The 20,227-nt window shown below is 71.4% G+C and carries 21 protein-coding genes; 13 read left to right on the top strand and 8 right to left on the bottom strand.

The features are described from left to right. Positions 1 to 40 precede the first annotated feature (40 nt). From KK483_RS25095 to KK483_RS25080, 4 genes are all read right to left on the bottom strand, one after another. Complete coding sequence (locus tag KK483_RS25095; protein WP_262007487.1) at positions 41 to 373, bottom strand: DUF3817 domain-containing protein; 333 nt, start codon at positions 371 to 373, stop codon at positions 41 to 43. A gap of 55 nt (positions 374 to 428) precedes the next feature. Then, positions 429 to 938 (bottom strand): MarR family winged helix-turn-helix transcriptional regulator, encoded by a 510-nt coding sequence (locus tag KK483_RS25090; protein ID WP_262007486.1) that lies wholly within the window; start codon positions 936 to 938, stop codon positions 429 to 431. A gap of 124 nt (positions 939 to 1,062) precedes the next feature. Further along, the gene (locus KK483_RS25085; RefSeq protein ID WP_262007485.1) at positions 1,063 to 1,359 is read right to left on the bottom strand and encodes an MTH1187 family thiamine-binding protein; all 297 of its coding nucleotides are present in this window, start codon (positions 1,357 to 1,359) and stop codon (positions 1,063 to 1,065) included. Beyond that, the gene (locus tag KK483_RS25080; RefSeq protein ID WP_262007484.1) at positions 1,356 to 1,700 is read right to left on the bottom strand and encodes a DUF3817 domain-containing protein; all 345 of its coding nucleotides are present in this window, start codon (positions 1,698 to 1,700) and stop codon (positions 1,356 to 1,358) included. Before KK483_RS25080 ends, KK483_RS25085 begins: the two co-directional genes overlap by 4 nt. A 189-nt stretch (positions 1,701 to 1,889) precedes the next feature. Here KK483_RS25080 and KK483_RS25075 point away from each other — a divergent pair, with 189 nt between their 5' ends. The 4 genes from KK483_RS25075 (at position 1,890) to KK483_RS25060 (ending at position 4,551) form a co-directional block, all read left to right on the top strand. After that, a complete protein-coding gene (locus KK483_RS25075) occupies positions 1,890 to 2,522 on the top strand; it encodes an AIM24 family protein (protein ID WP_262009683.1) in 633 nt (210 codons plus the stop codon). Position 2,523: 1 nt separating this feature from the next. Next, positions 2,524 to 3,174: an AIM24 family protein gene (locus KK483_RS25070; protein ID WP_262007483.1), complete on the top strand. Its 651-nt coding sequence runs from the start codon at positions 2,524 to 2,526 to the stop codon at positions 3,172 to 3,174. Continuing rightward, positions 3,171 to 3,956, top strand: a complete 786-nt coding sequence (locus KK483_RS25065; RefSeq protein WP_262007482.1) for an AIM24 family protein — start codon at positions 3,171 to 3,173, stop codon at positions 3,954 to 3,956. The genes KK483_RS25070 and KK483_RS25065 overlap by 4 nt, the downstream gene beginning before the upstream one ends. A 118-nt stretch (positions 3,957 to 4,074) precedes the next feature. Continuing rightward, positions 4,075 to 4,551, top strand: a complete 477-nt coding sequence (locus KK483_RS25060) for a MarR family winged helix-turn-helix transcriptional regulator (protein ID WP_262007481.1) — start codon at positions 4,075 to 4,077, stop codon at positions 4,549 to 4,551. A 103-nt stretch (positions 4,552 to 4,654) separates the two neighbouring features. Here KK483_RS25060 and meaB read toward each other — a convergent pair whose 3' ends face one another. Both meaB and KK483_RS25050 read right to left on the bottom strand, forming a co-directional pair. Continuing rightward, on the bottom strand, positions 4,655 to 5,626 hold the full coding sequence (meaB, locus tag KK483_RS25055) for a methylmalonyl Co-A mutase-associated GTPase MeaB (protein ID WP_262007480.1): 972 nt from the start codon (positions 5,624 to 5,626) through the stop codon (positions 4,655 to 4,657). Between the two features lie 49 nt (positions 5,627 to 5,675). Further along, positions 5,676 to 6,881, bottom strand: a complete 1,206-nt coding sequence (locus KK483_RS25050; RefSeq protein WP_262007479.1) for an acetyl-CoA C-acetyltransferase — start codon at positions 6,879 to 6,881, stop codon at positions 5,676 to 5,678. 147 nt (positions 6,882 to 7,028) lie between these two features. Between KK483_RS25050 and mce the strand changes: the two genes are divergently transcribed. The 7 genes from mce (at position 7,029) to KK483_RS25015 (ending at position 16,761) form a co-directional block, all read left to right on the top strand. Then, entirely contained in the window at positions 7,029 to 7,469 is a 441-nt protein-coding gene (gene mce / locus KK483_RS25045) for a methylmalonyl-CoA epimerase (protein WP_262007478.1), read from the top strand. Between the two features lie 166 nt (positions 7,470 to 7,635). Continuing rightward, positions 7,636 to 11,583: a polarized growth protein Scy gene (scy, locus tag KK483_RS25040; protein WP_262007477.1), complete on the top strand. Its 3,948-nt coding sequence runs from the start codon at positions 7,636 to 7,638 to the stop codon at positions 11,581 to 11,583. Between the two features lie 114 nt (positions 11,584 to 11,697). Beyond that, the gene (locus KK483_RS25035) at positions 11,698 to 12,636 is read left to right on the top strand and encodes a cellulose-binding protein (RefSeq protein WP_262007476.1); all 939 of its coding nucleotides are present in this window, start codon (positions 11,698 to 11,700) and stop codon (positions 12,634 to 12,636) included. Positions 12,637 to 12,854: 218 nt separating this feature from the next. Next, entirely contained in the window at positions 12,855 to 13,811 is a 957-nt protein-coding gene (locus KK483_RS25030) for an ABC transporter ATP-binding protein (RefSeq protein WP_262007475.1), read from the top strand. A gap of 2 nt (positions 13,812 to 13,813) precedes the next feature. Then, on the top strand, positions 13,814 to 14,593 hold the full coding sequence (locus tag KK483_RS25025; protein ID WP_262007474.1) for an ABC transporter permease: 780 nt from the start codon (positions 13,814 to 13,816) through the stop codon (positions 14,591 to 14,593). 120 nt (positions 14,594 to 14,713) lie between these two features. Beyond that, entirely contained in the window at positions 14,714 to 15,937 is a 1,224-nt protein-coding gene (locus KK483_RS25020; RefSeq protein ID WP_262007473.1) for an ABC transporter ATP-binding protein, read from the top strand. After that, positions 15,934 to 16,761 (top strand): ABC transporter permease subunit, encoded by an 828-nt coding sequence (locus tag KK483_RS25015; protein WP_262007472.1) that lies wholly within the window; start codon positions 15,934 to 15,936, stop codon positions 16,759 to 16,761. Before KK483_RS25020 ends, KK483_RS25015 begins: the two co-directional genes overlap by 4 nt. Positions 16,762 to 16,802: 41 nt before the next feature. Here KK483_RS25015 and KK483_RS25010 read toward each other — a convergent pair whose 3' ends face one another. After that, positions 16,803 to 17,132 (bottom strand): ATP/GTP-binding protein, encoded by a 330-nt coding sequence (locus KK483_RS25010; protein ID WP_262007471.1) that lies wholly within the window; start codon positions 17,130 to 17,132, stop codon positions 16,803 to 16,805. Positions 17,133 to 17,346: 214 nt separating this feature from the next. Between KK483_RS25010 and KK483_RS25005 the strand changes: the two genes are divergently transcribed. Beyond that, entirely contained in the window at positions 17,347 to 18,381 is a 1,035-nt protein-coding gene (locus tag KK483_RS25005) for an LLM class flavin-dependent oxidoreductase (protein ID WP_262007470.1), read from the top strand. Between the two features lie 128 nt (positions 18,382 to 18,509). Here KK483_RS25005 and KK483_RS25000 read toward each other — a convergent pair whose 3' ends face one another. Then, positions 18,510 to 18,902: an SCO5389 family protein gene (locus KK483_RS25000; RefSeq protein WP_262007469.1), complete on the bottom strand. Its 393-nt coding sequence runs from the start codon at positions 18,900 to 18,902 to the stop codon at positions 18,510 to 18,512. A 328-nt stretch (positions 18,903 to 19,230) separates the two neighbouring features. On the opposite strand from KK483_RS25000, the gene nucS reads away from it, so the two are divergent. Beyond that, positions 19,231 to 19,893 (top strand): endonuclease NucS, encoded by a 663-nt coding sequence (gene nucS / locus KK483_RS24995; RefSeq protein WP_262007468.1) that lies wholly within the window; start codon positions 19,231 to 19,233, stop codon positions 19,891 to 19,893. The last annotated feature ends 334 nt before the right edge of the window (positions 19,894 to 20,227 follow it).

Here is a 20,227-nt window from a genome sequence, read left to right as displayed (position 1 = left end):
TCGATGGGAGACCGCCGCACGTGTCCGTACGGCGGTGGGGTTACGCCTTGGCGACGGCCGGCTCGACCCCGCTGACCAGGGGCTCGACCGTGCGTGTGACCTTGCGCTCGACGAAGAAGGCGGCGAAGGGGATCGTGCCCGAGAGGAGCACCCACAGCAGCTTGCCGAACGACCACTTGGCCTTGGAGCCCAGGTCGAAGGCGAAGATCAGGTAGATGATGTAGAGGAGCCCGTGGGCCTGCGAGACGGCGAAGGTGACGTCCTCGCCGGTGTCGAAGCCGTACTTGAACACCATGCAGGTGCACAGCACGAGCAGCATGACGGCGGTGACGTAGGCCATCACCCGGTAGCGGGTCAGGACGCTCTTCTTCATGCGGACGAGCGTAACGACCCGCTTCGGCCGATCTTGCAGCGGGTTGCCCCTCGGGTCACCGCTCGTCGAAGTCGTGCGCGGCGACCCGCAGCGGACGCAGCAGCGCGAAGATCTCCGCACACTCCTCGGCGTCGTACGCACCGAGCCCGAAGTCCATCCCCATCAGGTCGCGGGTGGCCGCTTCGACGACCTCGCGGCCCTTCTCCGTGATGGAGGCGAGCGTGCCGCGCCCGTCGTTGGGGTTGGGGCGCTTGGCGACGAGACCGGACCTCACCAGCCGGTCCACCGTGTTCGTCACGGACGTCGGGTGCACCATGAGCCGCTCGCCGATCTTCGACATCGGCAGCTCGCCGGCCTTCGAGAAGGTGAGCAGCACCAGCGCCTCGTACCGCGCGAACGTCAGCCCGTACGGCTTCACGACGGCGTCGACCTCGGCGAGCAGGATCTGATGCGCACGCATGATCGAGGTGATCGCGGCCATCGAGGGCACGGCGCCCCAGCGCTGCTGCCAGAGCTCGTCGGCTCGGGCGATGGGGTCGAACGGAAGGCTGAGCGGCTTCGGCACGGCACCGACCTTACCCACTGGTCACATGCTGGTCAGCCCCGTCTCGGAGTTCGGTCACCGGGGCTGCTCGCGGGCCGTGGCACCGCGAGCAGCCCCGGCGGGGCCGAGCGGCCCCGGGGGGCCGTCACGCCGAGAGGTGGCGCTCCACCGTCTCCACCTTGCTGGTCAGGCCGTCGGTGACGCCGGGCCTGAGGTCGGCCTTGAGGACCAGCGAGACGCGCGGGGCGCGGGCCTCGACGGCTGCGACGGCGCGTTTGACGACGTCCATGACCTCGTCCCAGTTGTCGCCCTCGATCGAGGTGAACATCGCGTCCGTGCGGTTCGGGAGCCCGGACTCGCGGACGACGCGCACCGCGTCGGCGACGTACTCGCCGACGTCCTCGCCGACGCCGAGCGGGGTGACGGAGAAGGCGACGATCACGCGTTCACCTTGCCCTCGCGGCGGGCGCGGGCGGCGATGACGGCGTCCGCGGCGGCGCGCTTGAGCTTGCGCTCGGCGAAGAAGCCGCCGAAGGGCAGCACGGAGAGGATGAAGTAGACGGCGGCCGTCTTGACGTCCCACTTCGTACGGTTCCAGGCGTCGAGCCAGAAGATCACGTACAGGATGAACAGCACACCGTGGATGGCGCCCATCACGGGAACCGCGTTGAACTCCGTCGTGCGCTTGAGCACCGAGCAGACGAGCAGCAGCAGGAACGACACGGCCTCGGGCGCGGAGACGAGCCGGAGGCGGTGGAGGGCGGAAGCGGTCTTGATGTCCACGGGGCGGCACCTTCGGAGGAGGGGGGCGAAACATCCATGCGCTTGTGAACGCACGCACAAGCGCGTCCATTGTGGCACCGCGCTTTTCCAGCTCTTTACCCGGGTGGGCTCGGGGTCGCGTCAGGGTCGGGATCGTTCCGGGGGCCCTGTCCGAAATCGTCCCCCGCCCAGTACCTTCACCCCGTGGCAATGTTCCGACTTCAAGGCAGCAAGGTGCTCGCCGTCGACATGACCGGGGACGCCGTCAAGGCGAAGAACGGCTCCATGGTCGCGTACGACGGCCAGATGGCCTTCAAGAAACTCTCCGGCGGGGGTGAGGGCATCCGCGGCATGGTGACGCGCCGCCTCACCGGTGAGCAGATGACGATGATGGAGGTGAAGGGCCAGGGCACCTGCTATTTCGCCGACCGCGCGTCCGAGATCAACCTCGTCTCGCTGCACGGCGACAAGCTGTACGTCGAGTCGAGCAATCTGCTCTGCACGGACGGCGGGCTGCGCACCGGCACCAGCTTCACCGGCCTGCGCGGCGGCGCGACCGGCAACGGCCTGTTCACGACGACCGTCGAGGGCACCGGCCAGGCCGCGATCATGTCCGACGGCCCGGCGGTCGTGCTGCGCGTGACGCCGCAGTACCCCCTCTCCGTCGACCCCGGCGCGTACATCGCCCACCAGGGCAACGTCCAGCAGCACTTCCAGTCCGGGGTCACCTTCCGGACGTTCATGGGCGAGGGCGGCGGCGAGGCGTTCCAGCTCCGCTTCGAGGGCGACGGGCTCGTGTACGTCCAGCCGAGCGAGCGCAACACGATCGCAGGGGACGTGTGACATGCCCTTCCGTGAGATCAACTCGAAGATGGTCGAGGCGACGGTCGTCCCCGGCCAGAAGATGTACAGCCAGCGCGGCGCGATGCTCGCGTACAAGGGCGAGGTGTCCTTCACCCCGAACATGGCGGGCGGCCAGGGCGGCCTGATGTCGATGATCGGCCGGCGGGTGGCCGACGAGGCGACCCCGCTGATGACGGTCGAGGGCAGCGGCACGGTGATGTTCGGCCACGGCGGCCATCACATCCAGGTCATCGGCCTCACCGGCGACACCCTGTACGTCGAGGCCGACCGGCTGCTCGCCTTCGACGGCACGCTGCAGCAGGGCACGATGTTCATGGGCTCCCAGGGCGGGGTCATGGGCATGGTGCGCGGCCAGGTCACCGGTCAGGGGCTGTTCACCACGACCCTGAAGGGGCACGGCGCGGTCGCGGTCATGGCGCACGGCGGAGTGATCGAACTGCCGATCACTCCGGGCCGGCCGGTGCACGTCGACCCTCAGGCGTACGTCGCGCACCACGGCGACGTGCGGAACAAGCTCTCCACGGCGCTGGGTTGGCGCGACATGGTGGGGCGCGGCTCGGGCGAGGCGTTCCAGCTGGAGCTGAGCGGCAGTGGTGCGGTGTACGTCCAGGCGTCGGAGGAGAAGCTGTGAGCACGCCGGTGATCTTTGACCCGATGACGCTGCCGAGCGACGACAACGTCAACGCCTACACCTTCTGCGTGGAGCTCAAGGGCTCCCAGTGGTTCCTGCAGAAGGGCAAGATGATCGCCTACTACGGGCGCGTCGACTTCAACGGGATCGGCCACGGCCGCTTCGACGGCCTGATGCGTACGAGCTTCCACTCGCCGCTGCACGCGAGCGACTGGGTGGTGGCCGAGGGCAGCGGCAAGATGCTGCTCGCGGACCGGGCGTTCGACGTGAACTCCTTCGACCTGGAGGACGGCAATCTGACGATCCGGTCCGGGAACCTGCTCGCGTACCAGCCGACCCTGGCGCTCAAGCAGTCGATCGTGCCGGGATTTCTGACCCTGATCGGCACGGGCAAGTTCGTGGCGGCGTCGAACGGCCCGGTCGTCTTCATGGAGCCCCCGATCCGGGTGGACCCGCAGGCGCTGGTGGGCTGGGCGGACTGCCCTTCGCCGTGCCACCACTACGACCACGGCTATATGAGCGGGGTCATGGGCGGGCTGCGGCAGCTGGCGGGGATCGGCGGGGCGTCGGGCGAGGAGCACCAGTTCGAGTTCGTGGGCGCGGGGACGGTGCTGCTCCAGTCGACGGAGACTCTCCTGCCCGAGCAGGCGACGGGTGCGGTGCCGTACGGGGACGGGGTGCCCGGCGCCGGCCACGCCGGCCATGCGGCTCCGGGTCAGCACGGGTCCTCTCCGCGCCTTCCCGGCCAGCTTGGGGACCTCCAGCGTCGCTTCGGGCTGTGAGCGGTAGTCTGCGGAGTGTGACGTCGAACGTCTGCGCCCTTGGGTGGGGGATCCGGGCGCCGGGCGTCACACTCCCAGGCTTCGTCCGGATTTCAACTTTTTAGGGTAGCATCCATATATGGAGACCGAGACTGCCACGCGCTGGCTGAGCGACACGGAGCAGTGCGCCTGGCGCACCTATCTGGATGTCAACAGGCTGTTGACGTACCAGATGGAGAAGGACCTGCAACCGTTCGGCCTGACCATGAACGACTACGAGATCCTCGTCAATCTCTCGGAGTCCGCGGACCGGCGCATGCGCATGAGTGATCTGGCGGCGGCCACGCTCCAGTCCAAGAGCCGGCTCTCCCACCAGATCACGCGCATGGAGAACGCGGGCCTGGTCCGCCGCGAGCACTGCGAGTCGGACCGGCGGGGGCTGTACGCCGTGCTCACGGACCACGGCACGGAGACGATGCAGAAGGTGGCACCGCACCACGTCGAGTCCGTGCGCCAGCACTTCATCGACATGCTGACCCCGGAGGCACTCGCGGACCTGCGGGCGTCCCTGACCCCGGTCGCGGACCACCTGCGCGGGCGGCGCGGCAAGCTCTGACGGCGCGTGCCCCGTGCCTCGGGGAGCCCCGGGGGTCCGCTTGAGGACGGACACCCCGGTCACCCCGGTCGCCCGGTCACCCCGAGGCACGGGGCGCGTCCTGCTACTCCGATTCGGCGGACGCCACCGTCAGGCCCGCCACCAGTTCGTCCGCCGCCGCGTACGGGTCCAGCTCCCCCGCGACGATGCGCCCCGCCAGCGCGTCCAGCCGCCGGTCGCCGTGCAGATCGCCGATCCGCTCGCGCAGCCGGGTGACCGCGATCGTCTCCACCTCGTGCGCCGCACGGCGCGTCCGGCGCTCGGCCAGGACCCCGTGCTCCTCCATCCACGCGCGGTGCTTCTCCAGCGCCTCGACGACCTCGTCGATCCCCTCGCTCCGCGCCGCGACGGTCTTCACGATCGGCGGCCGCCAGTCCCCCGGCGCGCGGGACTCACCGAGGCCCAGCATGTGGTTGAGCTCGCGGGCGGTCGCGTCCGCCCCGTCGCGGTCGGCCTTGTTGACGACGTAGACGTCGCCGATCTCCAGGATCCCCGCCTTGGCCGCCTGGATGCCGTCCCCCATACCGGGCGCGAGCAGCACCACCGACGTGTCCGCCTGCGACGCGATCTCGACCTCCGACTGGCCGACGCCGACCGTCTCCACGAGCACCACGTCGCAGCCCGCCGCGTCCAGGACCCGGATCGCCTGCGGCGCGGCCCAGGCGAGGCCGCCCAGATGGCCGCGGGTGGCCATCGAGCGGATGTAGACACCGGGGTCGGACGCGTGCTCCGACATCCGGACGCGGTCGCCGAGCAGCGCCCCGCCCGAGAAGGGTGAGGAGGGGTCGACGGCGAGCACGCCGACCCGCTTCCCGGCCCGCCGGTACGCCGTCACCAGCGCGGAGGTGGACGTCGACTTGCCGACCCCCGGCGAGCCGGTCAGGCCCACCACGTACGCCCCGCCGGTCAGCGGCGCCAGCTCCGCCATGACCTCGCGGAGCTGCGGGGACGCCCCCTCGACGAGTGAGATCAGCCGGGCCACGGCGCGCGGCCGGCCCTCCCTCGCCTGGGCGACCAGCTGGGGGACGTCCACCATCACGCTGCTCCTTACCTCTTGCCTCTTGCCCCGACCTTCGCCGAACGGCCTACTTGGCGGCCGGTACGCGCACGACCAGCGCGTCGCCCTGCCCGCCGCCGCCGCACAGCGCGGCCGCGCCGACCCCGCCGCCGCGCCGCTTCAGTTCCAGCGCCAGGTGCAGGACGATACGCGCGCCGGACATGCCGATCGGGTGCCCCAGGGCAATCGCGCCACCGTTGACGTTCACCTTTTCCGGGGATACCCCGAGGTCCTTCATTGACTGCACGGAGACCGCGGCGAACGCCTCGTTGATCTCGATGAGGTCGAGGTCGGCGACCTCCAGGCCCTCCTTCTTGAGGGCGTGGGCGATCGCGTTGGACGGCTGGGACTGGAGCGAGTTGTCCGGGCCCGCGACATTGCCGTGCGCGCCGATCTCGGCGATCCACTCCAGGCCGAGCTCCTGCGCCTTCGCCTTGCTCATCACGACGACCGCGGCCGCGCCGTCGGAGATCTGCGAGGAGGTGCCGGCCGTGATCGTGCCGTCCTTGGCGAACGCCGGGCGCAGCTTGCCGAGGGACTCGACCGTCGTCTCGGCGCGGATGCCCTCGTCCTTGCTGAAGACGACCGGCTCGCCCTTGCGCTGCGGGATCTCGACGGGCGTGATCTCGGCCTCGAAGACACCGTTCTTCTGTGCGGCCGCCGCGCGCTGGTGGGACAGCGCGGCGATCTCGTCCTGCGCCGGCCGTGCGATGCCGAGCCGGGTGTTGTGCTTCTCGGTCGACTCGCCCATGGCGATGCCCTCGAAGGAGTCGGTGAGGCCGTCGTGGGCCATCGCGTCGAGCATCTCGATCGCGCCGTACTTGAAGCCCTCGCGGGACTTCGGCAGCAGGTGCGGGGCGTTGGTCATGGACTCCTGGCCGCCGGCGACGACCACGTCGAACTCACCCGCACGGATCAGCTGGTCGGCCAGCGCGATCGCGTCGAGACCGGAGAGGCACACCTTGTTGATGGTGAGCGCGGGGACGCTCATGGGGATGCCGGCCTTGACCGCGGCCTGGCGGGCGGGGATCTGCCCCGCGCCGGCCTGGAGCACCTGGCCCATGATCACGTACTGCACCTGGTCGCCGCCGATCCCGGCCCGGTCCAGCGCGGCCTTGATCGCGAAGCCGCCCAGATCGGCGCCCGAGAACGACTTCAGGGAGCCGAGCAACCGCCCCATGGGCGTACGGGCACCGGCGACGATCACGGAGGTGGTGCTGTTCGTTCCAGACATGAGAGGGGATCCCCTTCCAGCGCGGCGGCTGAGGAGTGAACGAGGGTTTACTTGAACTGTACTGAGCGGTACGCGTTCGGGTCACCGGGCAGCCGGTGTGACGGCGCGCACGTTGCGTAACCATCGACCGAGCGCTGCACTGGAGCCATGCTGACGCGAATCGACCACATCGGGATCGCCTGCTTCGACCTCGACACGACCGTCGAGTTCTACCGGGCCACGTACGGCTTCGAGGTGTTCCACACCGAGGTCAACGAGGAGCAGGGCGTCCGCGAGGCCATGCTCAGGATCAACGGGACCTCGGACGGCGGCGCCTCCTACCTCCAGCTCCTGGAGCCCACCCGGGAGGACTCCGCGGTCGGCAAGTGGCTGGCGAAGAACGGTGAGGGCGTGCACCACATCGCCTTCGGCACGGCCGATGTCGACGGGGACGCGCAGGCCGTCCGCGACAAGGGCGTGCGGGTGCTGTACGACGAGCCGCGCATCGGCTCGATGGGTTCCCGGATCACGTTCCTGCACCCCAAGGACTGCCACGGGGTGCTCACCGAACTCGTGACGTCCGCGGACCGGTCCTCCGCGGAGCACTGACCTCCGGATTCCCGGCCCGGTAGAGTGGGCGGCTCCGGGCCGGGGCCGGAACGGGGCCGCGCCACGTCCCCGTCTGTGATCTGACACCATTCCCCGGGGGGCCGTTCGACGTCGGACGGTGCTCGACTGTTGAGAGTTGCGACCAGGGGACGGATGGGACCGCGCAGTGCGGGGCTACGAACGCCAGGAGAGCCACCGAGCTGACGACGACCACCTCTCGCGGTTCGAAGCCGAGATGGACCGGCTGAAGACCGAGCGGGAGAAGGCCGTCCAGCACGCCGAGGACCTCGGATACCAGGTCGAGGTGTTGCGCGCCAAGCTCCACGAGGCGCGCCGCGCCCTGGCGTCCCGTCCCGCGTACGACAACGCGGACATCGGCTACCAGGCCGAACAGCTGCTTCGCAACGCCCAGATCCAGGCGGACCAGCTGCGCTCCGACGCCGAGCGCGAGCTGCGCGAGGCCCGTGCGCAGACGCAGCGCATCCTCCAGGAGCACGCCGAGCACCAGGCCCGCCTCCAGGCCGAGCTGCACACCGAGGCCAACCAGCGCCGCCAGCGCCTCGACCAGGAGCTGGCCGAGCGGCGCCAGACCGTCGAGGCGCACGTCAACGAGAACGTGGCGTGGGCCGAGCAGCTCCGGGCCCGTACGGAGTCCCAGGCGCGCCGGCTGCTCGACGAGTCCCGCGCCGAGGCCGAGCAGGCCCTGACCGCCGCCCGCTCCGAGGCCGTCCGCGTCGCCGAGGAGACCCGGCAGCGGCTCGGCTCCGAGGCCGAGGCCGCCCGCTCCGAGGCCGAAGCGATCCTGCTGCGTGCCCGCAGGGACGCCGAGCGGCTGCTGAACGCCGCGTCCTCGCAGGCGCAGGAGGCCACGAGCCACGCCGAGCAGCTGCGTTCGGCGACCACCGCCGAGTCCGACCAGGCCCGCCAGCAGGCGGCCGAGCTCAGCCGCACCGCCGAACAGCGCCTCCAGGAGGCGGAGGAGAAGCTCCGCACGGCCCGTACCGAGGCCGAGAAGGTCGTCACGGAGGCCAAGGAGGCCGCGGGCAAGGCGCTCGCGAGCGCCGAGGCGGCGAACGAGCAGCGCACCCGTACCGCCAAGTCGGAGGTCGCCCGTCTCGTCACCGAGGCCACCCAGGAGGCCGAGGGGCTCAGGGCCGAGGCGGAGCAGGCGCTCGCGGACGCCCGCGCCGAGGGCGAGAAGCTGGTCGCGGAGGCCGCTGACAAGGCCCGCACGGTCGCCGCCGAGGACTCCGCGGCACAGCTCGCGAAGGCCGCCCGTACCGCGGAGGAGGTCCTCAACAAGGCCTCCGATGAGGCCAAGGCGACCACGCGAAAGGCCACCGAGGAGGCCGAGCGGATCCGCCGCGAGGCCGAGACCGAGGCGGACCGGCTCCGTGCCGAGGCCCACGACACGGCCGAGGAGCTCAAGGGCGCCGCCAAGGACGACACCAAGGAGTACCGGGCCAAGACGGTCGAGCTCCAGGAAGAGGCGCGCAGGCTGCGCGGCGAGGCCGAGCAGCTGCGCGCGGAAGCGGTCGCCGAGGGCGAGCGGATCCGCAGCGAGGCGCGCCGCGAGGCCGTCCAGCAGATCGAGGAGGCGGCCAGCTCCGCCGAAGAGCTGCTGACCAAGGCGAAGGTCGACGCCGACGAGGTGCGTTCCGGCGCCACCGCCGAGAGCGAGCGGGTCCGTACGGAGGCGATCGAGCGCGCCACGACCCTGCGCCGCCAGGCCGAGGAGACGCTGGAGCGCACCCGCGCCGAGGCGGACCGGCTGCGCGCCGAGGCCGAGGAGCAGGCGGACGAGGCGAAGGCCGCCGCCGAGCGGGCCTCGGCCGAGATGCGCGAGGAGGCGGCGCGCGCCGCCGTCGCCCGCCGCCGGGAGGCCGACGAGGAGCTCACCCGGCTGCACACCGAGGCGCAGACCCGCAGCGAGGCGGCCGAGCAGGCGCTGTCCGACGCCCGCACGGAGGCCGAGCGGCTGCGCCGGGAGACCGCCGAGGAGACCGAGCGGCTGCGGTCCGAGTCGGCCGAGCGGATCCGGGCGCTCCAGGCGCAGGCCGAGCAGGAGGCCGAGCGGCTGCGCGACGAGGCCGCGGCGGACGCCTCGTCGTCGCGCGCCGAGGGCGAGGCCGTCGCCGTACGCCTGCGCAGTGAGGCCGCCGCCGAGGCGGAGCGGCTGAAGACGGAGGCCCAGGAGACCGCGGACCGGGTCCGCGGGGAGGCCACGGCCGCCGCCGAGCGGGTCGGCCAGGAGGCCACCGAGGCGCTGGCCGCCGCGCAGGAGGAGGCCAACCGGCGCCGCCGCGAGGCCGAGGAGATCCTCGCCGGCGCCCGCACGGAGGCGGACCAGGAGCGCGAGCGGGCCCGCGAGCAGAGCGAGGAGCTGCTGGCCTCCGCCCGCAAGCGGGTCGAGGAGGCGCAGACCGAGGCGCAGCGCCTGGTCGAGGAGGCGGACCGGCGGGCCACCGAGATGGTGTCGGCCGCCGAGCAGACCGCCCAGCAGGTACGGGACTCCGTCTCCGGCCTCCAGGAGCAGGCCGAGCAGGAGATCGCCGGGCTGCGCAACGCCGCGGAGCACGCGGCGGAGCGGACGAGGACCGAGGCGCAGGAGGAGGCGGACCGGGTCCGTGCCGACGCGTACGCGGAGCGGGAGCGGGCCACCGAGGACGCCAACCGGATCCGGGCGCGCGCCGACGAGGAGTCCGAGGCCGCCACGTCGCTCGCCGAGCGGACCATGAACGAGGCGATCGCGGATTCGGAGCGGCTGCGCGCGGATGCCGCGGAGTACGCGCAGCGGATGCGCACGGAAGCGTCGGACGTGGTCGCGACCGCCGAGCAGGACGCGTCCCGCACCCGGGCCGAGGCCCGCGACGACGCCAACCGCATCCGCTCCGAGGCCGCGGCACAAGCCGACCGGCTCACCACCGAGGCGGCGGAGCTGCTCTCCGAGTCGGAGCAGGACGCGGCGCGGCTGCGGACCGAGGCCGAGCAGGTCAAGGCCGACGGCGAAGTCCAGGCCGAGGGGCTGCGGGCGGCCGCCCGCGCCGATGGCGAGCAGGTGCTGGACGAGGCCCGCAAGGCGGCCGACAGGCGCCGTGCCGACGCGGCCGACCAGGCGGACCAGCTCATCGGCGAGGCCGCGGCGGAGGCCGAGCGGCTGCGCGCCGAGGCGGCCGAGACCGTGGGCTCCGCCCAGCAGGCCGCGGAGCGCATCAGGTCCGAGGCCGAGCGGCTGCGCACGGACGCCGAGAGCGCGGCCGAGCAGCTGCGCTCCGAGGCGCGCGACGAGGCGGACCGCCTGCTCGACACGGCCCGTCAGGACGCCGCCAAGCGGCGCGCGGACGCGGCCGGGCAGGCCGACCAGCTGATGGCCAAGGCCCAGGAGGAGGCGCTGCGCGCCACCACCGAGGCCGAGGAGCAGGCCGACACGATGGTGGGTGCCGCGCGCAAGGAGGCCGAGCGGCTGGTCGCCGAGGCGACCGTCGAGGGCAACGCGCAGGTGGAGAAGGCCCGTACGGACGCGAACGAGCTGCTGGTCGGTGCGCGCAGCGACGCGACCGCCGTCAGGGAGCGCGCGGAGGAGCTGCGCGCCCGGACCGAGGCCGGGATCGAGGAGCTGCACGAGCGGGCCCGGCGGGAGTCCGCCGAGCAGATGAAGGCCGCCGGGGAGCGCTGCGACCAGCTGGTCAAGGCCGCGACCGAGCAGCGCGAGGAGGCCGAGGCCAAGGCCAAGGAGCTGCTCTCGGAGGCCAATTCGGAGGCCGGCAAGGTCCGTATCGCGGCGGTGAAGAAGGCCGAGGCGCTCCTCAAGGAGGCCGGTCAGAAGAAGGCCGAGCTGGTCCGGGAGGCCGAGGCGGTCAAGGCGGAGGCGGACCGCGAGGCCGACCGCATGATCACGGACGGCAAGCGGGAGCTGGAGGTCCTGGTGCGCAGGCGCGAGGACATCCAGGCCGAGATCTCCCGGGTCCAGGACGTCCTGGAGGCGCTGGAGTCGTTCGAGGCGCCGGGCGGCGGCAAGCCCGCGTCCAACAGCGGCTCCGCCGGGGGCGCCGCGGTCAAGGCGGGTGCGGCAGCAGGTGTTACACGTTCGAGTGGCAAGTCATCCGAGAGCTAGCCACTCAAAAGGCTGGACATTCTCCATATCAAACGGGCATCAGCTCGATGACACGCCGCCTCGGCGCCTAGGATTCCCCCTAACACCTCACCGGTCTCATTCGACAGGAACCCCATGAGCGACACTTCCTCCCCCTTCGGCTTCGAGCTCGTGCGGCGTGGGTACGACCGCGGTCAGGTGGATGACCGCATTACCAAACTCGTCGCCGATCGTGACAGTGCTCTCGCACGGATCACCTCTCTGGAAAAGCGCATCGAGGAGCTCCACCTCGAGACGCAGAATGCCCAGGCCCAGGTCAACGACGCCGAGCCGTCGTACGCGGGACTCGGTGCGCGTGTCGAGAAGATCCTCCGCCTCGCGGAGGAGGAGGCGAAGGACCTGCGCGAGGAGGCCCGTCGCGCCGCCGAACAGCACCGTGAGCTCGCCGAGTCGGCCGCCCAGCAGGTGCGCAACGACGCGGAGGCGTTCGCGGCCGAGCGCAAGCAGAAGGCCGAGGACGACGGCGTCCGGATCGTCGAGAAGGCCCAGGGCGAGGCGAACACGCTGCGCTCCGACGCGCAGAAGGACGCGCAGTCCAAGCGCGAGGAGGCGGACGCCCTCTTCGAGGAGACCCGCGCCAAGGCCGCCCAGGCCGCGGCCGACTTCGAGACGAACCTGGCGAAGCGTCGCGAGCAGTCCGAGCGCGACCTCGCGTCCCGCCAGGCCAAGGCCGAGAAGCGGCTCGCGGAGATCGAGCACCGCGCCGAGCAGCTCCGCCTGGAGGCGGAGAAGCTCCGCACGGACGCGGAGCGCCGCGCCCGCCAGACGGTGGAGACCGCGCAGCGCCAGGCCGAGGACATCGTCGCGGACGCGAACGCGAAGGCGGACCGGATCCGTTCGGAATCCGAGCGCGAGCTGGCGGCGCTGACGAACCGCCGCGACTCGATCAACGCGCAGCTGACGAACGTCCGCGAGATGCTGGCGACGCTGACGGGCGCGGCCGTGGCCGCGGCGGGCACGCCGGCCGACGACGAGCCGATCTCGCGGGGCGTCCCGGCCCAGCAGACGCGCTGATCCGCTCGTAGGAACGGGCCCCCGCCCGCGTCCGGCGCCGCACCTCGGCACCGGGCGCGGGCGTTTGCCGTCTCGGCGTCCCGAGACATCCGCACTCGCCCGCGCACCCGGCCCGGGGCCACCGCACCCGAACGGGGCCACCGTGGCGGCACAGGGGTGTCAGCCCCCGGTTACCCAAACCGGTGGCGGAGGCCACCCCCCACCCGTAGCGTGAACGCATGATCGAGCTCGAGGGCCTCACCAAGCGCTTCGGCGCCAAGGTCGCGGTCGACCATCTCTCGTTCCAGGTCCGCCCGGGCATGGTGACCGGCTTCCTCGGGCCGAACGGCGCGGGCAAGTCGACGACCATGCGCATGATGCTGGACCTGGACAACCCCACCAGCGGCTCCGTCCGTATCGACGGCAAGCACTACCGGGAGCTCCAGGACCCGCTCACGTACATCGGCGCGCTGCTGGACGCGAAGGCGATGCACGGCGGCCGGAGCGCGTACAACAATCTGCTCTGCCTCGCGCAGGCGAACCGGATCCCGGCGAAGCGGGTCTCCGAAGTGCTCGACCTCGTCGGGCTCACCCCCGTGGCCAGGAAGAAGTCCAAGGGCTTCTCCCTCGGTATGGGGCAGCGGCTGGGAATCGCCTCCGCCCTGCTCGGCGACCCGCGCGTGCTGCTCTTCGACGAGCCGGTCAACGGTCTCGACCCCGAGGGAATTCACTGGATCCGCAATCTGATGAAACTCCTCGCGTCCGAGGGGCGGACGATCTTCGTCTCCTCCCATCTGATGAGCGAAATGGCCCTCACCGCCGAACACTTGATCGTGATCGGCCAGGGCAAGCTCCTCGCGGACACATCGATGGCCGATTTCATCCACCAGAACTCCCGCAGTTATGTGCGGCTCCGCTCCCCGCAGCAGGAACGGCTGCGCGATGTGCTCCACGAGCAGGGCCTGGCCGCGATCGAGTCGGGCAACGGCACGCTGGAGATCGACGGCGCCACCACCGAGCAGATCGGCGAGCTGGCGGCGCAGCACCGGATCGTGCTGCATGAGCTGAGCGCCCAGCGCGCCTCCCTGGAGGAGGCGTTCATGCAGATGACGGCGGGCGCGGTCGAGTACCACGCGCACAGCACCGAAACCGGAACGACCGCCCCGAAGTGGGCCCCGCGCAACGAGGGAGCCTGACGATGGCCTCGGTACCCGCCGTTCTCCAGTCCGAGTGGACCAAGATCCGTACGGTCGCGTCCACCACCTGGACGCTGGTCAGCGCGTTCGCCGTGACTGTCGCCCTGAGCGCGGCGCTCTGCGCGGTGATGGCCGCGACCTTCGACGATCTGCCGGAGCTCGAACGGGCCACCTTCGATCCTACGCTCATCAGCTTCTCCGGAATGGTCCTGGGGCAGCTGGCGATGGTGGTGTTCGGCGTCCTGGTGGTCGGCACGGAATACAGCTCCGGAATGATCCGCACGTCCCTCGCGGCCGTCCCGCAGCGCGCCACCTTCCTCTTCAGCAAGATCGCCGTCGCGGGGGTGCTCGCGCTGGCGGTCGGGATGGTGACGAGCTTCCTCACGTTCTTCCTCGGCCAGGCGCTGCTCGGCGAGCACCGTACGACGATCGGCGAGGAGAACGTCCTGCGCGCGGTGGTCGGCGGCGGGCTCTACATGGGCCTGATCGCGATCTTCTCGATGGGCGTCGCGGCGATGCTGCGCAGCTCGATGCTGTCGCTCGGCATCCTGATGCCGTTCTTCTTCCTGGTCTCGCAGATCCTCGCGGCGGTGCCGGGCGCGCGGGACGTCGCCCGGTACTTCCCGGACCAGGCCGGCTCCAAGATCATGCAGGTGGTGCCGGACGCGATGAACAGCCAGCCGACGCCGTACGGCCCCTGGGGCGGCCTCGGCATCATGGTGCTGTGGGTGGTGGCAGCGCTGCTCGGCGGGTTCGCGGTCATCAAGAAGCGGGACGCGTGACGGATCTCCGCGCCTTGGCCGGAACCGTCAAGGGCTGGATATCCTCCTAACTCTTACGGGGGCGTGCGGGCCCGGTGCGGTCGGTGCCCCGACGACCTGACCTGTCGATGGGGCTGGAGAATGATCGAGGCAGTCGGCCTGACCAAGCGCTACGGCGCCAAAACGGCCGTGTACAACCTTTCTTTCCAGGTGCGGCCGGGCGCCGTGACCGGATTTCTCGGACCCAACGGCTCCGGCAAGTCGACGACCATGCGGATGATCCTCGGTCTCGACCGGCCGACATCCGGCCATGTCACCATCGGCGGCCACCCCTTCCGGCAGCTGCCGAACGCGCCCCGCCATGTCGGTGCGCTGCTCGACGCCAAGGCCGTGCACGGCGGGCGGAGCGCGCGCAACCACCTGCTGTCGCTCGCGCAGCTCTCGGGCATCCCGGCCCGCCGGGTCGACGAGGTGCTCGGTGTGGTCGGCCTCCAGGATGTGGCCAAGCGCCGTTCCAGCGGCTTCTCGCTGGGCATGGGGCAGCGGCTCGGCATCGCCGCGGCGCTGCTGGGCGACCCCCAGGTGCTGCTCTTCGACGAGCCCGTCAACGGTCTCGACCCCGAGGGCATCCTCTGGGTGCGCAATCTGATGAAGTCGCTGGCGGCCGAGGGCCGCACGGTCTTCGTCTCCTCCCATCTGATGAGCGAGATGGCGCTCACCGCCGACCATCTGATCGTGATCGGCCGCGGTCAGCTGCTCGCGGACATGAGTGTCAGGGACTTCATCGCGGCCAACTCGGCCGGGTTCGCCCGGGTGCGTACGCCGGAGACCGAGCCGCAGCAGCGGGAGAAGCTGACGGCCGTCCTCACCGAGGCCGGCGGGCAGGTCATGCCGGAGCAGGACGGGGCGCTGCGGGTCACCGGTCTCGCGCTGCCCGCCATCAGCGACCTGGCGCACGGGGCCGACGTACGGCTCTGGGAGCTGTCGCCGCACCAGGCATCGCTGGAGGAGGCGTACATGCGGATGACGCAGAGCGCCGTGGACTACCGCTCGACGGCCGACCAGAAGGCCGGTCTGATGCAGCAGCAGCCGAGCGGCGGCTGGCCCGGCGACCCGTCGGCGCAGCCCGTCGTGATCCCGGACGTGCCGACGCAGGGCTGGTACGCGCCGCCTCCGCCCGGACAGAACCCGTACGCGACCGAGCCCCCGGTCTCCCCGGCCGCGCCCGCCGTTCCTCCGGCTGCGGCGCCCGCCACTCCCACGCCGGCGCCGGCGCCTGCCGCACCCTCCGCACCTGCCGCCGGGCCCGCGCAGGCCACTGCGCCGCCCGCCGCCGAACCCACCGAGCACGAGGACGCCCGATGACCGCCCCCGCCCCCTACCAGCAGCCGGGCGCCGCCTACGCCTCGCCGATCCCGGTGCGCAGGGCCCACCTCGGTGACGCGCTCGCCTCGGAATGGACCAAGATCCGCTCCGTCCGCTCCACGATGTGGACGCTCGGCATCATGATCGTGCTGATGGTCGGCATCGGTTCGAGCGTCGCCCTGCTCGTGGCGAACTCGGGCGTCGACACCGAGGGCAACTCGGGCCTCACCCTCGGCTTCTTCGGTGTCCTGCTCGGCTCGATCTGCGTCATCACCCTCGGCGTGCTGACGATCGCCTCCGAGTACGGCACGGGCATGATCCGTACGACGCTCACGGCGTGCCCCGACCGGACCAGGGTGCTGACCGCCAAGGCGATCGTCTTCTTCCTGCTGGTCTTCACGATCACCACAGTGACCGCCACGCTCGTCGCCGCGTTCCAGATGGCGGTCGTGAACACCTCGTCGGCCTCCGGCTCGGAGTGGCTGCGTGCGACGGTCGGCGTCGGCCTGTTCATGGCGCTGCTCGGGCTGCTGGCTCTCGCCGTCGGGGCGATGATCCGCCACTCGGCGGGCGCGATCACCGTCATGATCGGGCTGATGCTGCTGCCGCTGGTGTCCGCCATGTTCATGTTCTCGCCGTCGCTGGCGGACCTCCAGCAGACGCTGCTGGAGTACGCGATCCCGAGCCAGCTGATCGCGCTCTACGGGGAGTCCGCGGCCGGCGGGAGCGGCCCGGCGGGCTGGGAGCCGCTACTGATCATGCTGGTCGTGGCCGCGGTCGCGCTCGGCGGCGCGTACCTCACGCTGGAGAGGCGCGACGCCTGAGGGCAGTCGCCGAAGCCGCGGGTGCGCGGCGGATGCGTCGATCAGTACCGCGGGGCGTTACGGGACCGCTGCACCCGGGAGGTGCGGCGGTCCTTCGCGTTCCAGCACGCCTTGTGCCAGTGGCGGCGGTCGTCCACGCCGCCGTGCTCGGGCCACGCCACCACGTGCGGCGTCCCGGACGGGATCTCCTGGTCGCAGCCGGGGCAGCGGTACCGCTTTCCCGCGGCGCTCGCTCCGGCGACATGGCGCACGGACCACTCCTCGTCGTGCCAGCTCTCGGTCCGCTGTGCGCCGCCGTAGCGGTCCGCCGCCTCGCCGGCACGGTCGGTCGGCTTCTCGCCGCCTCGGGGGCGGTTGCGGCGCGGGGACACGTGACACCTCACGGGGCAGACCGGACAGTTCCCTTCCAGCCTACGGGCCGCGATGAGGGGTAGACGTCCCGCACGGTAGGCGACTGCGGTACCCGCATGGGCCAGTTACCGGAAAATCGCAACAACTTCACGTGCGCCCGTGCCTTTGGCACGTGTCAGACGTTGTTGCCTGTGTGGGGGGAGTGCCGCGTCGGCCGCAAGGAGGCAATAGGCGATGCGCGTTGGAGCTTTTGTACTGGCCGCCCAGTTCCCGGGTCAGGGCCAAGGAGAGGCACTGCACCGGGCGGTGCGGTCCGCGGAGGCCGCGGAGGCCGCCGGGCTCGACTCGGTCTGGCTTGCCGAGCACCACTTCGTACCGTACGGGGTGTGCCCGTCGGCCGTGACGCTCGCGGCCCTGCTGCTCGGCCGCACCGAGCGGATCCGGGTCGGCACGGCGGTGAGCGTGCTGCCGACCGCCCATCCGGTGGCGCTGGGCGAGCAGACGGCCCTGCTGCACCTCACGTCCGGCGGACGGTTCTCGCTCGGAGTGGGCCGCGGCGGGCCATGGGTCGATCTGGAGGTCTTCGGTTCCGGTCTCGCCTCGTACGAGAAGGGCTTTCCCGAGTCGCTGGACCTGCTGCTGCGCTGGCTGCGCGACCCCCGGGTCTCCGCCGAGGGCGAGCGGTTCGCCTTCCGTGAGGTCCCCGTCGTCCCGAGGCCGGACGAGCTGCTGCTCGACGGCGGCGACGAGGGCCCCGAGGTGATCGTGGCGTGCACCTCTCCCGCGAGCGTCCGGCTCGCGGCGGAGCGCGGGCTGCCGATGCTGCTCGGGATGCACTGCGGTGACGAGGACAAGGCGGAGATGGTCGCGCTGTGGCGGCGCCACGCGCTCGCGGCCGGCCGTTCGCCGGACGAGGTCGATCGCGCCGGGCATGTGTCGGCCGGGGTGGCGCAGATCGCGGACGGGCGCCCGGAGGCCGAGGAGACGCTGCTGAAGGCGATGCCGGGGTGGCTGAAAAAAGGGCTCGACGCCCATGTGACGGTCGACGGCAGGCACCGCTCGATGCGCGATCCCGTGGCGTACACGGAACTGCTGTGCGGGCTGCATCCGGTGGGCCCGCCGCGGCTCGCCGCCGACCGGCTCGCGGCGACCTCGGAGCGTACGGGCATCACGCGCTTCGCACTGCTCGTCGAGGGCTCCGGCGACCTCGCCGCGACCGAGGAGAACGTCCGGCGGCTGGGCGCGGAGGTGCTGCCGCAGCTCCGCTGAGCGTGCGGGCCGCACTGCTCGTACGACCCGCACTCCCCGCGCCGGCCCGTCGCCCCGGCGAACGCTGCCGCCCCGGCATCCGTGGTTCAAGGGATGGTTCCGGTGGTGCGGAGCGGCAGCAGAAGACATCAGCAGTCGCGCAGTTCGGGCGACTGGTTGAGCAGCTGGGCACGTACGGAGGTGAAGCGGGCGAGCCGCTCGTCCACCGAGGAGTCCAGCGGGAACACCGCGACGCGGTGGCAGTTCTGGAATGCGAGTCGTACGCCGAAGTGCCGCTGCAGGGCGCCCCGGATGGCATCACTTGCGAGTGCGCGCAACAGCTGACCACGTGCCTTCTCGTCCGGCGGCGGCGTCTGGTTGTCGGCGAACTCGCCGCCGTCGACCTTCAGCTGAGCCACCAGAGAACTGACCATCTCCCATGCATAGGGCAGGGAGGTCCGGACGCAGTCGACGAATGCAGCTTCGTCGACCTCGCCTCGCTCGGCCTGTTCCAACAGCGCCGGTGAGACGTCGAGCGACATGGGTTCTCCTCTCGCGACCCCGGAAGCCGGGGCCTTACGGGCAGGGAAGGAGGACGCCTGCGCATGACTGAGCACGGCCGATCACGGCAACACAGAGTGCACGGCCGACGACCTCCCGCTTCCACGTTAGGCGCGCTGCCTGGTCGGCACCAGGAGAACGGGAACACAACCGGCCAATAACGATTGCGGACAAGAGGGGCGGGCCGATGGGTCTCGGCCACGGCCGACGGCGGGTGCGAACCGGAGGTGGGTCGGGTGTGAGGGGTGGGACGGACGTGAACGGACGTGAATCGCGCGGAGGCCGGTCCGTCGAGTAGCGTTGCCGACCATGCGTCTCGTCATCGCCCGCTGTTCCGTGGATTACGCGGGCCGGCTCACAGCCCACCTGCCCTCCGCGCCCCGGCTCATCCTCGTCAAGGCCGACGGCAGTGTCTCCATCCACGCGGATGACCGGGCCTACAAACCACTGAACTGGATGTCGCCGCCCTGCACGCTGAAAGAGGGCGACGACAATGTCTGGACCGTGGTGAACAAGGCGGGCGAGAAACTGATCATCACGATGGAGGAAGTCCTCCACGACTCGTCCCACGAACTGGGCGTCGACCCGGGCCTCATCAAGGACGGCGTGGAAGCGCACCTCCAGGAGCTGCTGGCGGACCGGATCGAGACACTCGGCGAGGGCTACAGCCTGATCCGCCGCGAATACCCCACGGCGATCGGCCCCGTGGACATCCTGTGCCGGGACGCCGACGGCGCGACGGTCGCGGTCGAGATCAAGCGCCGCGGTGAGATCGACGGCGTCGAACAGCTCACGCGCTACCTGGACCTGCTGAACCGCGACCCCCATCTGGCGCCGGTGCGCGGCGTGTTCGCGGCGCAGGAGATCAAGCCCCAGGCGCGCGTCCTGGCGACGGACCGCGGCATCGGCTGCGTCGTCCTGGACTACGACGCCCTGCGCGGCCTTGAGGACGACAAGCTCCGCCTGTTCTGACGGAGCCCGTGCGCGACGCGGGTATGCGGGGTGCCGGTGCGGGGCGGGGCCCTGCCCCGGCGCGCCGCACCCGGACGACAAGCTCGGGCCGACGGCCGCGCCTGGGCTTGGTGCGACGCGCTCGTCCGCTCCACGAGCCGCTCGGAGAGACACCGCCCGAGGTCGTGCCGCCGGCGTCCGAAACCACCGCTCGGGTCGCCCGTCGTACCGCCCCGGCGCCGGGCCCACCGTGCGACTGCCGCCGATCGTTCGTGACACCACCCTCCGGCCCGCGGACGCAGGACCGGCTCCGGGGCCCGGCGGGCGACCCGCGAGTCAGCCCGTCGTGCCGCCG

It is taken from the genome of Streptomyces sp. FIT100, assembly GCF_024584805.1.
GTDB lineage: Bacteria > Actinomycetota > Actinomycetes > Streptomycetales > Streptomycetaceae > Streptomyces.
The sequence above is the reverse complement of the archived record's forward strand: the minus strand, read 5'-3'. Positions and strand labels throughout refer to the sequence as shown.

Coding starts and splice junctions, on each gene's coding strand:
- KK483_RS25095 (WP_262007487.1), bottom strand. CDS start 373: ATGAAGAAGAGCGTCCTGACCCGCTACCGGGTGATGGCCTACGTCACC.
- KK483_RS25020 (WP_262007473.1), top strand. CDS start 14,714: ATGATCGAGGCAGTCGGCCTGACCAAGCGCTACGGCGCCAAAACGGCC.
- KK483_RS25030 (WP_262007475.1), top strand. CDS start 12,855: ATGATCGAGCTCGAGGGCCTCACCAAGCGCTTCGGCGCCAAGGTCGCG.
- KK483_RS25015 (WP_262007472.1), top strand. CDS start 15,934: ATGACCGCCCCCGCCCCCTACCAGCAGCCGGGCGCCGCCTACGCCTCG.
- meaB (WP_262007480.1), bottom strand. CDS start 5,626: ATGGTGGACGTCCCCCAGCTGGTCGCCCAGGCGAGGGAGGGCCGGCCG.
- KK483_RS25025 (WP_262007474.1), top strand. CDS start 13,814: ATGGCCTCGGTACCCGCCGTTCTCCAGTCCGAGTGGACCAAGATCCGT.
- KK483_RS25000 (WP_262007469.1), bottom strand. CDS start 18,902: ATGTCGCTCGACGTCTCACCGGCGCTGTTGGAACAGGCCGAGCGAGGC.
- KK483_RS25035 (WP_262007476.1), top strand. CDS start 11,698: ATGAGCGACACTTCCTCCCCCTTCGGCTTCGAGCTCGTGCGGCGTGGG.
- mce (WP_262007478.1), top strand. CDS start 7,029: ATGCTGACGCGAATCGACCACATCGGGATCGCCTGCTTCGACCTCGAC.
- KK483_RS25075 (WP_262009683.1), top strand. CDS start 1,890: ATGTTCCGACTTCAAGGCAGCAAGGTGCTCGCCGTCGACATGACCGGG.
- KK483_RS25005 (WP_262007470.1), top strand. CDS start 17,347: ATGCGCGTTGGAGCTTTTGTACTGGCCGCCCAGTTCCCGGGTCAGGGC.
- KK483_RS25060 (WP_262007481.1), top strand. CDS start 4,075: ATGGAGACCGAGACTGCCACGCGCTGGCTGAGCGACACGGAGCAGTGC.
- KK483_RS25070 (WP_262007483.1), top strand. CDS start 2,524: ATGCCCTTCCGTGAGATCAACTCGAAGATGGTCGAGGCGACGGTCGTC.
- KK483_RS25050 (WP_262007479.1), bottom strand. CDS start 6,881: ATGTCTGGAACGAACAGCACCACCTCCGTGATCGTCGCCGGTGCCCGT.
- nucS (WP_262007468.1), top strand. CDS start 19,231: ATGCGTCTCGTCATCGCCCGCTGTTCCGTGGATTACGCGGGCCGGCTC.